Raw genomic sequence first — 11,238 nt, 5'->3', positions numbered from 1 at the left:
GCCACTGATTCTTAAGAGCTTGACGGCTTGTCAACGTGATTTCTTATGGCTCCTTGAGTTTTTCCCCTTCGACTTATCGGGAGAGGAGCGCTTATTTCTCCTGGTCGTCTTTCCGTTATCCTTGACAATAATGAAATCAATTTCCATAGTTGTCTTGTCTGCTCTTACAACCTTTACCTCAAGCTGATCTCCGATCCTAAATACTTGCTTACTCCTTCTTCCCACAAGAATATTCTGGTCCTCAATGAAGTCATAATAGTCATCCAGTGTTGAAATATGTACTAGACCAGAAATCATTTTTTCAGTCAACTCCACGAAGATTCCGAATTTTGTTACACCCGTGATAACTCCTTCAAAAGAATCACCCACATGGCTGGAGATGTACTCCACCTTTTTCATGTCCACTAGATCCCACTCCGCTTCGTTTGCAATTCTCTCTCTCTTCGATGCCCACGAGGCAATTTTGGAAAGACTTTCCTCCAGATTCTTTGAGTGGCTCTTAAGATCAGCCCCGGCATTCTTGATCAAATCTTTTAACAGCCTGTGAACAACAAGATCCGGGTACCTTCTGATTGGAGAAGTGAAGTGAGTGTATGCTTCGGATGCCAGTCCAAAGTGACCGATATTTCTGTCAGAATAGACAGCTCGCTTCATTCCTCTCACTAGAACTCTTTCTATGGAGGAGTGCAGGGGGTGATCTTTAGACTTCTCAAGTATTTGCTGAAGAGCCTTAGGATGAACGTTTCTCGGAATCTTGACTTTCAATCCAAGTGCTTCCAGATAGTTTTTTAGTTGCATCATTGATTCTGGATCTGGTTTATCGTGAATTCTGTACACAAACGGTAACCCCTGATTGTTAAATATCTCAGCAACAGTCTCATTTGCAAGTATCATGAACTCCTCGATTATCCATTCAGATATTCCTCTACTCTGTGGCAGAATATCAGTTACCCTGCCTTTCTCGTCAAAGATGATCTTAACCTCTCTAGATGAAATATCCATAACTGATCCCCGCTTCTTGCGGATGTCCCTTATCTTCTGAGCCAATTCGTGCGACAATTTGAGGCTCTCAGAAACTGGTCTCAATTTCTCCGAAATATCTGAAGATGCTTTACCATTTAGGAAATCGTTAACCTCTGAATATGTTAGTCTCTTCTTAGAGTTAATAACGGAATTCTTCACTGACGAGGAAACCACATGTCCAACAGGATCTATTTCCAGCAACAGCGAAAGAGTAAGTCTGTCCTCTTCAGGTTTAAGAGAACATATATCATTTGAAAGTTCAAATGGCAGCATCGGAATAACCGTATCGAGCAAATAAACAGAAGTCCCTCTAGAATAAGCTTCCAGATCTAGCTGAGTCCCCTCTTGTACATAATGCGACACATCCGCAATGTGTATACCAAGAATGTAATTTCCTTCTCTGCTCTTTCTTATCGATATTGCATCATCGAAATCTTTTGCATCATCACCGTCTATTGTGAAAACCAATTCATTTCGAAGGTCTTCTCTTTTTCTAACTTCTTGAAGATCAATGCTCTTTGCAACCCTGGCTGCTTGTTTTCTCACCTGTTCAGGAAAGTAACCCGGTTCTGGAAGGTCTTGTCTGTAAATAACTGTCATCAAATCTGCTTCGGGACTGAACACGTCACCAATAACCCTTTCTACGACACCTTCAGGATTCCTCCCCGGGGAAGGATATCTGGTGATCTTGATCAGAACCTTTTCGTCGGGTTTGGCTCCATTGAATCCTTCGGGAGGGATATAGAAGTCAGTCTTTATCCTCATATCATCAGCTACGACAAAAGCCATGATGCCCCTGGTCTTGAATGTACCGACTACTTTCTTTTTGTTCCTACTGATTACTTTGATGACCTTTCCCTTTCTTATTTCTCGATATCTTCCCGTTATTTCCACAAGAACAGTATCTCCATGAATGGAAAAGCCACTGTCTTCGGGAGCGACAAAAACATCCTCTTCGTCTTCAACGCTTATATAAGCTCCCGTCCCTCTTCTTGCGAATTCAATAGTACCAACTATAGTCTTTTCTCCAGGAACAATGTACCTTCCTTTTAAATCCTTTATAATCTCGCCAGAATCGGTCAATTCTTCGAGATACTTCTTGAGTAACGCCCTATCCTCCCGATCAGTTAGACCGAGCTTCACTATGAGACCTCTCATCGTCGTAGGTGAATAATCCTTGGAGGTCATTTCTTCTTTCAATGCTTTCAAACTTAGCTTCATAAGCCTCTTTCCTCTCTGTCATCAGACAATTTTAGGACTCTTCATGTTATAATTATACAGTGTATGTATTATAACCATTTATGGCTTACAGGAGGTTGGTAATGCGAATTGGAATATTGACGGGCGGCGGGGACTGTCCTGGTTTGAATGCAGTTATTAGAGGCATCGTGAAATCTGCTCCAGAAAACGTGGAAATTATCGGTTTGATGCACGGTTGGAAGGGATTGGTTGTTGGTGAAAGTATGAAACTCACCGATAACGATGTTGAAGGTATTCACATTCTCGGAGGTACAATCCTTGGAACATCTAGAACAAATCCTTTTAAATCGGAAGATATGAGAATAAAAATGGAGGAAAACATCAAGAAACTCGGTCTTGATGTGATTATAGGAATCGGTGGCGACGATACTTTGAGCGTGGCTGCAAGACTCTCATCCATGGGATACAAAGCAATTGGAGTCCCAAAGACCATTGACAACGATGTTGCCAACACCGATTATACTTTTGGTTATCAAACTGCGGTAAATGTTGGGGCAGACGCGATTGACAGATTGCACTCTACTGCAAAGTCACATGGACGGATCATTATCGTTGAATTAATGGGGAGAGAAGCTGGTTGGGTAACTTTGGAAGCTGGCATGGCTGCCGGCGCACATCTAATCCTTATTCCTGAATACCCAATGACAATAGATGAAATCCTAACCTATGTCAAGAAGCGAATGGATAGATTCGGATACATGATTATCGCAGTTGCAGAGGGCTTCAAACCAACTGAATTGGAAAATGTTGTTGGCGATGAAAGCAAGATCGACGCCTTTGGTCATATAAAACTGGGAGGGATTGCCCATTATATGGCGAATATTATCTCTGAGAGAACGGGTTATGATACTAGATCCGTTGTTCTGGGGCACCTTTTGAGAGGTGGGACTCCCACGGCCTTTGACAGAATTCTGGGCACAAGGTACGGAGTTCACGCAATGGAGCTTGTCATGAAAGGCGATTTTGGCAGAATGGTTGCACTTAAAGGCAATGATATCATCTCTATTCCCCTTGAATATGGAATAGCTACAAAGAAGTTAGTTCCCTTTGAGTATTACAAACTGTCCCAGATCTTCTTCGATTGAGGCGTTAAGTTGTATTATTCTGAGCCGGTAAGGATTGCAAGATGCGCTATGGAGGAGTTTATTCGCCATGGTGTTTTAATTGGAACCCCTGACTGGGTTTCTGAAGAGTTCCTGTCTAAGAGAGCAGGTTGTTTCGTTTCTCTCCATACATCAAACGGCTCGCTTAGAGGTTGCATAGGAACGATACACCCTTTGGAGGAAAATGTTGCTCTTGAAATAATCCAGAATGCTATCTCCGCATCTACAAAAGACCCTCGATTCCCTCCTGTAGAGGCGAGCGAACTAGCTGACATAGATGTCTCCGTCGATATTCTTAGCCCTCCAGAAAGAACCACACTTTCTGGACTTGATCCTAAGAAATATGGCGTCATTGTTTCTCTGGGTTACAGAAAAGGAGTCCTGCTTCCCGATCTTGAAGGTGTAGACACCATTCAAAAGCAACTATCGATAGCCTTACGGAAAGCCGGCATTAGGGAATCGGAAGATTACAGTATTTTCAGGTTTTCAGTTGAAAGGTATCGCTGAAACCGGTAAGAGGTGAATTCATGAAACCGGCCGTTTACTTCGATGAGTATGGCGAGGACAAGGTCCTGCAGTGTCTTCTTTGCCCCTTGCATTGTATAATCAAGCCTGATCAGGTTGGCTTTTGTGGCGTAAGGAAGAATGTTGACGGAATGCTATATTCTCTTAACTACGGTCAGCTCACTTCAATAGCAATAGATCCGATTGAAAAGAAGCCTCTCTATCATCTTTTCCCTGGCGAGAAGATACTTTCAGTTGGTTCATGGGGCTGTAATTTGAGATGCGACTTCTGCCAGAACTGGGAAATTACGAAGCAACGCCCAAAGACTGTAATGCGTGTTATGCCCCAGCAGCTTATTCAAATTGCTCTGGAGAGAGAATCGCGAGGTATTGCTTTCACTTATAACGAGCCGATTGTCTCTTTCGAATTCATACTTGATACCTCTCGAGCAGCAGCCAAAGAAGGTATATATAGCATACTTGTTACAAACGGAGTGATTGACGAGGAACCCATGGATCTTCTTTCGCAGTCGGTGAGAGGTATGAACATCGATCTTAAGGGTTGGAATGACGAGTTTTACGTGAAAGACATCGGCACAGAAAAACGAGTTGTTCTTCGATCAATAGAGACAGCCAGGAAAGCGGGAACGCACATTGAGTTGACTACGCTCATTATTCCCGGCAAGAACGATTCGCCTGAAGAAATGAGGGAGGAAGCTGAATGGATCTCAGGACTGTCTAAGGATATCCCACTTCACATTAACAGATACTTTCCTAACTACAAGAGCACAATACCCCCAACTTCGCCTGATTCTCTAATACAACTTGCCGACGTAGCAAAGGAGTACTTGCGATACGTTTATGTTGGGAATATCGATCTTCCAGGTCTATCGGACACAACATGTCCGTATTGCGGAAACCTCCTGGTCGAGAGAAGAGGTATGCGAAGTTCTGTGGTTGGCATAGATGAAAAAGGAAGGTGCAACAATTGCCAAAAAGAAATCCCAATAGTCTTCTGAGAAACCGAATTTTCCTGTATGGACTCCTCTTTGTTTCTGCAATAGTTTTGTTGACAATTGTTTTCTTTCGACAGAAGCCATTGGAGTACTATGACAAAACCGAGTATCATTTGGGAACTTATGTGACAATAAGAGTCTCCTCTTCCACAATGTCCCCGGTTACACTCGCAGAGGCTGCTATGACCGAGATCGAGAGGATAGATGACAAATTCGGGAGCAGAAACAATGGCGTAATCGCTGAGCTGAACAGAACCGGAGAGCTTCATGACATAGATAAGGAAACAAGTTTTCTAATTAGGTCAGCACTGGAAATAGCTCGAAACACGTCCGGTGCGTTCGATCCGACCCTCTATTCTCTAACAAGACTATGGGGATTCGATGATGCATCTTCTAAAAAGAGGATTCCCAGCGATAAGGAAATCGAAGACGCTTTGGGCTCAACGGGCTTTTCAAGAGTTACCTACGATGAAAAGCTGGGATACGTATCTCTGGTTGATGGAGCGATGATTGATCTTGGAGGGATAGCAAAAGGTTATGCAGTCGATATGGCAATTGCAAAGATTAAATCGCTTGATCCGGAAGCAACAGGTTTCATCGATGCCGGGGGTGACATTGGAGTAATCGGTCCCAAGTATGGGAATAGACCATGGATAGTTGGAGTGAGAAATCCCAGAGGAGAAAGTGTTCAAGATGTTCTTGAATACATCTACCTTTACGATGGTGCTGTAGCTACTTCTGGAGATTATGAGCGATTTTTTATTGAGGACAATGTACGTTACCACCACATTTTTGACCCCGAAACGGGTTTCCCTTCCCGTAGCGGAGTTATAAGTGCAACTGTAATAGGAAAGAGCACCATGCTCGCAGATGCCTATGCAACGGCCGCTTTTGTTATAGGTATGGAACCAGGTGTTACTTTCCTGCCTAGATTTGGAGCCCTTGTATTACTTGTAATGGAAGATATGAGTATCTTCAGGTCTCCAGGTTTTGAAGTGTATCAGGAGAAATGAAATTTTCCACGAGAAATGACATCTTGATTGTAATCGTAGCGTTTGCTCTGGTGATCCTTTTTGCATTTCCGCGTGGAAACGGCTCTTCTTTCGCAGAAGTGTACTACGATGGGAGACTGGTGAGAACTATAGATCTGAGCATAGATTCTGAGATTTTTCTCGATGTAGGAATGGTTGTCAAAGTCCAGGGCGGAAAGATTTCCGTGATCGATTCAGACTGTCCGGAGAAGCTTTGTGTTGCCCAAGGAGCAATAAACATGCCCAATATCCCAATCGTATGTGTACCAAACAGAACTTTGATAAAGATCGTCTCGGATCGGTCTGAAGTTGATGCGATAACTCAATAGGGACTTAGGAAAATCAAGTGAGCCACGAACAGAGGCCGAAACATTTCGTGAAGAATTGGGATCAAGAAAGAAATCGGGTCAATGATTTTGTCTCAAAACTCTGGTTAAACGAGTGACTGTGGAGAAATGATGGAAGCAAAGAGAGTTACTACACTATCGATGTTAATGGCGATAGGGTCTGTTCTTTATCTTCTGGAAAGCCTAATACCGTTTCCACTTCCAATCCCGGGAGGAAGATGGGGCTTTTCCAATCTTGTCTTGATCATAGCGCTGGCCGGCTTGCCTTTCGGCGACATCCTGGCTCTTTCAATAGGCAAGAGTATCATCGGAAGTTTGCTGGCAGGCAGACTCGCTACTCCAGGTTTTCTGATGGGAGTTGCAGGCGCAGTTTCGTCCGCAGCAACAATGTGGCTTATGAACAAAACCGGAAAGTTTGGTCTATTTGGAATAAGTATAGCAGGCGCAGCGGTTAGCAATTTCTCACAGCTAATGGTAGCTTCTTCGCTTATTATTAAGAATATAGAGATCATCTTTCTTTACCCCTATATGTTGGTACTTGGATCGATTTCCGCTTCGATTAATGCTTATGTAGCATTTGAAGTCATAAGAAGGATGGGTGATTCACTTTGGCAAGACTAATACTCGGTTCCTCTTCTCCAAGAAGAAGGGAGCTTCTGCATCTACTGAGGGTCTCTTTTGAAGTCATACCTCCAAAGGGAGTAGAAGAGAATCTTTCAGAAAGATTCTGCAAAAAGGAATTGTGCGAACTTTCTCACTTGAAGGCCGAAAATGTCATGCTTAGAAATCCTTCTTCCACTGTAATTGCAGCAGACACGGTAGTCGTTCTTGATGGACTTGTTCTTGGAAAACCATCTTCAGTGGAAGAAGCCTACGAAATGCTGCTTGTCCTCTCGGGCAGAACTCATTCTGTCTTCACCTCAGTTTCCGTAATGTACGAAGAAAGCGAATTCAACTTTGTGGAGAAGACTGACGTAACGTTTAGAGAGGTTCCATCGGAGGTCCTCAAAGAATATGCTGAAAGCGGTCTATCACTTGACAAGGCTGGAGCTTATGGAATTCAGGATTATGGTGCTCTTTTCGTGAAGAGCATAACAGGTGACTTCTATAATGTGATGGGACTTCCAATAGGAAGATTGTGGCATGAGCTACACACGCGGGGGGTAATCTGAATTGGAAGGCCAGATAATGCCTAGAGAGAAACTGTTGGATAAGGGCGCTGGCGCGCTGTCAAACAGCGAATTAATCGCGATTCTTCTTAGAACAGGAATCAAAGGAAAAGACGTACTTCAGCTTAGTGAAGAACTTCTTGGCTACTATGGCTCTCTAACGGCTCTTCTTTCTGCTGAAGTTAACGAACTACTGAATACAAAAGGCCTTGGAAAAGCAAAGGCAGTTTGTTTGAAGGCCGCTCTTGAGCTGGGACAGAGGATCTTCAGAGAAATGACTGAGAAAACGAAAGTTCGGCTGGATGAACCTGAAGGTGTCTACCATCTTTGCCATGATATGGCCTTTATGGATAGAGAAACCGTAAGAGTTATTTCCCTAGACAGCAAACTCAACTACAGAGGATTGAATACGGTTAGTGTGGGATTACTGGATTCCTCACTTCTTCACCCGCGAGAGGTCTACAAACCTGCAATAAGCAGGATGGCCGCTGCAATAATCCTGGTTCATAACCACCCTTCCGGTGATCCATCTCCTAGCAGAGAAGATGAAGGTGTTACTTCAAAGATAAGGGAAGCTGGAGAAACGCTGGGAATCAAAATGCTTGATCACGTTATAATAGGAAGCGGTACATTCTACAGTTTTGCAGCAGGAAGAACATTTAAAGCGGAGGTGGCAGAAAAATGATTTCAAGAGATCACGCAATGCAGTTAATAATGAACAACATACGATCTAATAATCTTATTAAACACGTGCTGGCCACCGAGGCGGTAATGAGAGCCCTCGCAGCACGACTCGGCGAGAATGAGGATGTTTGGGCAATGGCAGGACTTCTCCACGATCTTGATTACGAATTCACAAAAGACAACTTCGATCAACATGGTCTGAAGACTGTTTCAATGCTTCAAAACGAAGACTTGCCAGATGAGGTCAGCGATGCGATTCTTGCTCACTGTGAAAAGAAAGAACGGGTCAAGCTAATCGAGAAAGCAATATATGCTGCCGACCCGGTCACAGGATTCATAGTGGCCGCAGTTCTCATTAGAAAGGGTAGCAAACTCTCAGACATTGATGTGAATTTTCTACTAAACAGGTTCAAAGAAAAGTCATTCGCAAGAGGTGCCAGCAGAGAGCAAATGGCCAGTTGTTCGGAATTTGGAATGTCTCTCGAAGATTTCCTTTCTCTTTCTCTGAAAGCAATGCAAGAAATATCTGTTGATTTAGGTCTGTAGTCTCAAGAATATTCTGGTATAGAGAGGTGATGCCATGCTTAAGGGGACAATCGAAAGAGAAGTTAGAAGGTACAAAGAGGAGTATTCTCCTATCAAGAGAGAATTACCGGAGAACCTTAATATTGCCAAATTCGTTGATCACACACTCTTGAAAGCAGATGCTACTCCAAAGATGGTGGAAAAATTATGTGAAGAGGCCATTAGGTTTGAGTTCTGGAGCGTTTGTGTGAACACTGGGTATCTTCCTCTGGTTAACAGGTCTCTCAGCGGTAGTACAATAAGAAAAACTGTGGTTATAGGGTTTCCATTAGGCCAGATGTCAAGAGAAGTGAAGGGATTTGAGACATCCTGGGCATGTGACAACGGAGCGGACGAATTCGATATGGTAATTAATGTTGGTTTGCTGAAATCTGGAGAGTACGAAAGCGTATTTGATGACATAGCTAAAGTGGTAGAATCGGCTCGTGGAAAGACTGTTAAGGTGATTATTGAAACATCGCTCCTCTCAGAAGAAGAAAAGATCGTTGCTTGCGTTATTTCAAGAGAAGCAGGTGCCGCCTTTGTGAAGACCTCGACTGGTTTCTCCGGAGGAGGGGCTACGGTAGATGATGTATCGTTAATGAAATTTGTCGTGGGAGACGCTTGCAAAGTTAAGGCTTCCGGAGGGGTTAAATCGAGAGAGGAAGCTCTCGCAATGATTTCTGCCGGAGCAAGCAGAATTGGTACTAGTTCAGGAATCAATATTGTGTCAGATGAATCAAAAGAGAATCGGGGGGGTTATTGAGATGGATTTCTGCACATTACCGTTAAAGGACTTCTTGAAGAAAGTCGCTGAAAAATCCGCAACTCCTGGTGGGGGAGCAGTCGGAGCAGTTGTGGCAGCGCTCGCTGCCTCTCTTGGTTCCATGGTTGCAAATCTCACTATTGGAAAAAAAGGTTATGAAGACGTAGAAGGTCACATGGAATCTTGTTTAGAGGTATTCGAATCGGAAAGCAATTATCTGTGTGACTTGATGAACCGAGATATTCAGGCTTTTGATCAGGTGTTATCTGCGTATAAGTTGCCAAAGGCGACCGATGATGAAAAGAATGCAAGAGAGATGAAAATTCAGCAAGCTTTAAAGACAGCTATCGAGGTCCCTTTTGACCTTGCCAGGAGATGTAAAAACATCATCGTGAACGTTGAACGTCTCGCGAAATGGGGCAACTCCAGTGTTCTTTCAGACGCGGAGAGCGCTGCCCATCTTCTTCTTGCAGTCCATAGAATTGCTAAGGCAAATGTCATGATTAATATGAAATCCCTAAAAGACCCTGATTACGGTGCATGGATAAACGAAGAGATGAAACAACTTGAAAAACAGATTGATTCCTCATACAACAAGATAATTGAGATAATCGGAAAACGTAATGGTTGAACTGAAACTCAAGGCAAAGAGTACGGATTCAAAAGCTAGAACCGGGGTAATCGTCACGCCTCACGGTGAATTCGAAACTCCGGTTTTTATGCCTGTTGGCACAAACGGAACAGTAAAGGGATTATGGCAAGATCAGTTAGAAGAGCTTGACGCGAGAATCATACTTGGAAACGCATTTCACCTTTTCTTACGTCCCGGGCTGGATGTTCTCAGGAGCTTTGGTGGGCTTCATGAATTCATGTCGTGGAAACATTCGATTCTGACTGACAGCGGTGGATTCCAGGTCTTCTCTCTAAAAGAAAAAAAGATTACTGACGATGGGGTAAAGTTTCGATCGCCTCTTGATGGCAGAGCACTCTTCTTTACTCCTGAGCTTTCTTCAGAGATTCAGGAAGCAATTGGATCGGATATTGCCATGGCCTTCGATGAGTGTGTTGAACCAAGCGCAAACAAAGACTATGTAAGACAGTCAGTAAAGAGAACTACGATTTGGGCGGAGAGATTTCTGCTTTCTCACAAAGGGCAAAGCATGCAGTCTCTCTTTGGTATAGTCCAAGGAGGCTTTTTTGGTGACCTGAGGGAAGAAAGTGCCGCTAGAATTACTTCCCTTGATTTTGAAGGTTTCGCTCTTGGTGGACTGAGCGTTGGAGAGGATTTCCAAACGACGGAAAGAATTTTGTCGGGATCTGTAGATTTATTACCTGAAGAAAGACCAAGGTATTTGATGGGGATAGGTTCTCCAGAACTCATAATGGCCGCCGTAGAAAACGGCATAGATATGTTCGACTGTGTGCTTCCGACCAGGTTAGGAAGGCATGGAGCGGCTTTGACATCGAATGGAAGAATCAATCTTAAGTCCTCAACAAACAAGGAAGACAAAAGACCCGTTGATCCCGATTGCAGTTGTAAGGTTTGCTCGACATACAGCAGAGCATACATACACCATCTTTTCATAAGGGATGAGATTCTTGGAAAGATCCTGTTAAGCTATCACAATATTAGTTTTCTTATGCAGTTTGTGAAAAGGATCCGACAAGCTATACTTGACGATAGACTGGCCGAATTCAAAGAACATTGTATTGAGAATGGCCTAATTCAAGCAGAGAACCTTAAGACTTCTAAAGAACGTATGGGGTGATG

At 43.5% G+C, this 11,238-nt stretch carries 13 protein-coding genes; 12 read left to right on the top strand and 1 reads right to left on the bottom strand.

Annotated features, from left to right (window positions below; translation table 11 throughout):
• Positions 1–30: 30 nt before the first annotated feature.
• Positions 31–2,244, bottom strand: coding sequence for a ribonuclease R (rnr, locus tag V513_RS05450; protein ID WP_099771973.1), 2,214 nt, complete (start codon positions 2,242–2,244; stop codon positions 31–33).
• A 101-nt stretch (positions 2,245–2,345) separates the two neighbouring features.
• Here rnr and V513_RS05445 point away from each other — a divergent pair, with 101 nt between their 5' ends.
• The 12 genes from V513_RS05445 to tgt all read left to right on the top strand — a co-directional run bounded on the left by V513_RS05445 (position 2,346) and on the right by tgt (position 11,236).
• Positions 2,346–3,368, top strand: a complete 1,023-nt coding sequence (locus V513_RS05445; RefSeq protein ID WP_099771972.1) for a 6-phosphofructokinase — start codon at positions 2,346–2,348, stop codon at positions 3,366–3,368.
• 9 nt (positions 3,369–3,377) lie between these two features.
• Entirely contained in the window at positions 3,378–3,893 is a 516-nt protein-coding gene (gene amrA, locus V513_RS05440) for an AmmeMemoRadiSam system protein A (RefSeq protein ID WP_099771971.1), read from the top strand.
• 20 nt (positions 3,894–3,913) lie between these two features.
• Positions 3,914–4,909: an AmmeMemoRadiSam system radical SAM enzyme gene (gene amrS, locus V513_RS05435; RefSeq protein WP_099771970.1), complete on the top strand. Its 996-nt coding sequence runs from the start codon at positions 3,914–3,916 to the stop codon at positions 4,907–4,909.
• Positions 4,879–5,919 (top strand): FAD:protein FMN transferase, encoded by a 1,041-nt coding sequence (locus V513_RS05430; RefSeq protein ID WP_099771969.1) that lies wholly within the window; start codon positions 4,879–4,881, stop codon positions 5,917–5,919. Before amrS ends, V513_RS05430 begins: the two co-directional genes overlap by 31 nt.
• Positions 5,916–6,266 carry a NusG domain II-containing protein gene (locus tag V513_RS05425; RefSeq protein WP_099771968.1) on the top strand — a complete coding sequence of 117 codons (351 nt, stop codon included), beginning with the start codon at positions 5,916–5,918 and terminating at the stop codon, positions 6,264–6,266. Before V513_RS05430 ends, V513_RS05425 begins: the two co-directional genes overlap by 4 nt.
• A 126-nt stretch (positions 6,267–6,392) precedes the next feature.
• On the top strand, positions 6,393–6,905 hold the full coding sequence (locus V513_RS05420; protein ID WP_257211958.1) for a Gx transporter family protein: 513 nt from the start codon (positions 6,393–6,395) through the stop codon (positions 6,903–6,905).
• Positions 6,893–7,456, top strand: a complete 564-nt coding sequence (locus V513_RS05415) for a Maf family nucleotide pyrophosphatase (RefSeq protein ID WP_099771966.1) — start codon at positions 6,893–6,895, stop codon at positions 7,454–7,456. Before V513_RS05420 ends, V513_RS05415 begins: the two co-directional genes overlap by 13 nt.
• A gap of 16 nt (positions 7,457–7,472) precedes the next feature.
• Positions 7,473–8,138, top strand: coding sequence for a RadC family protein (radC, locus tag V513_RS05410; RefSeq protein WP_099772284.1), 666 nt, complete (start codon positions 7,473–7,475; stop codon positions 8,136–8,138).
• A complete protein-coding gene (locus V513_RS05405; RefSeq protein WP_099771965.1) occupies positions 8,135–8,683 on the top strand; it encodes an HDIG domain-containing metalloprotein in 549 nt (182 codons plus the stop codon). Before radC ends, V513_RS05405 begins: the two co-directional genes overlap by 4 nt.
• 34 nt (positions 8,684–8,717) lie before the next feature.
• Positions 8,718–9,467, top strand: coding sequence for a deoxyribose-phosphate aldolase (gene deoC, locus V513_RS05400; protein ID WP_099771964.1), 750 nt, complete (start codon positions 8,718–8,720; stop codon positions 9,465–9,467).
• A gap of 1 nt (position 9,468) precedes the next feature.
• Positions 9,469–10,098: a cyclodeaminase/cyclohydrolase family protein gene (locus V513_RS05395; RefSeq protein WP_099771963.1), complete on the top strand. Its 630-nt coding sequence runs from the start codon at positions 9,469–9,471 to the stop codon at positions 10,096–10,098.
• Positions 10,091–11,236, top strand: coding sequence for a tRNA guanosine(34) transglycosylase Tgt (gene tgt / locus V513_RS05390; protein ID WP_099771962.1), 1,146 nt, complete (start codon positions 10,091–10,093; stop codon positions 11,234–11,236). The genes V513_RS05395 and tgt overlap by 8 nt, the downstream gene beginning before the upstream one ends.
• The last annotated feature ends 2 nt before the right edge of the window (positions 11,237–11,238 follow it).

Source organism: Mesotoga sp. H07.pep.5.3, from assembly GCF_002752615.1.
Taxonomy (GTDB): Bacteria; Thermotogota; Thermotogae; order Petrotogales; family Kosmotogaceae; genus Mesotoga; species Mesotoga prima.
Note: the sequence above shows the minus strand (reverse complement) of the source record. Positions and strands in the feature narration are given on the sequence as shown.

Bases quoted from the DNA above. Each gene is read 5' to 3' on its own strand.
- amrS (WP_099771970.1), top strand. From the start codon at position 3,914: ATGAAACCGGCCGTTTACTTCGATGAGTATGGCGAGGACAAGGTCCTG.
- rnr (WP_099771973.1), bottom strand. From the start codon at position 2,244: ATGAAGCTAAGTTTGAAAGCATTGAAAGAAGAAATGACCTCCAAGGAT.
- tgt (WP_099771962.1), top strand. From the start codon at position 10,091: ATGGTTGAACTGAAACTCAAGGCAAAGAGTACGGATTCAAAAGCTAGA.
- V513_RS05395 (WP_099771963.1), top strand. From the start codon at position 9,469: ATGGATTTCTGCACATTACCGTTAAAGGACTTCTTGAAGAAAGTCGCT.
- V513_RS05405 (WP_099771965.1), top strand. From the start codon at position 8,135: ATGATTTCAAGAGATCACGCAATGCAGTTAATAATGAACAACATACGA.
- deoC (WP_099771964.1), top strand. From the start codon at position 8,718: ATGCTTAAGGGGACAATCGAAAGAGAAGTTAGAAGGTACAAAGAGGAG.
- V513_RS05425 (WP_099771968.1), top strand. From the start codon at position 5,916: ATGAAATTTTCCACGAGAAATGACATCTTGATTGTAATCGTAGCGTTT.
- V513_RS05420 (WP_257211958.1), top strand. From the start codon at position 6,393: ATGATGGAAGCAAAGAGAGTTACTACACTATCGATGTTAATGGCGATA.
- V513_RS05445 (WP_099771972.1), top strand. From the start codon at position 2,346: ATGCGAATTGGAATATTGACGGGCGGCGGGGACTGTCCTGGTTTGAAT.
- radC (WP_099772284.1), top strand. From the start codon at position 7,473: ATGCCTAGAGAGAAACTGTTGGATAAGGGCGCTGGCGCGCTGTCAAAC.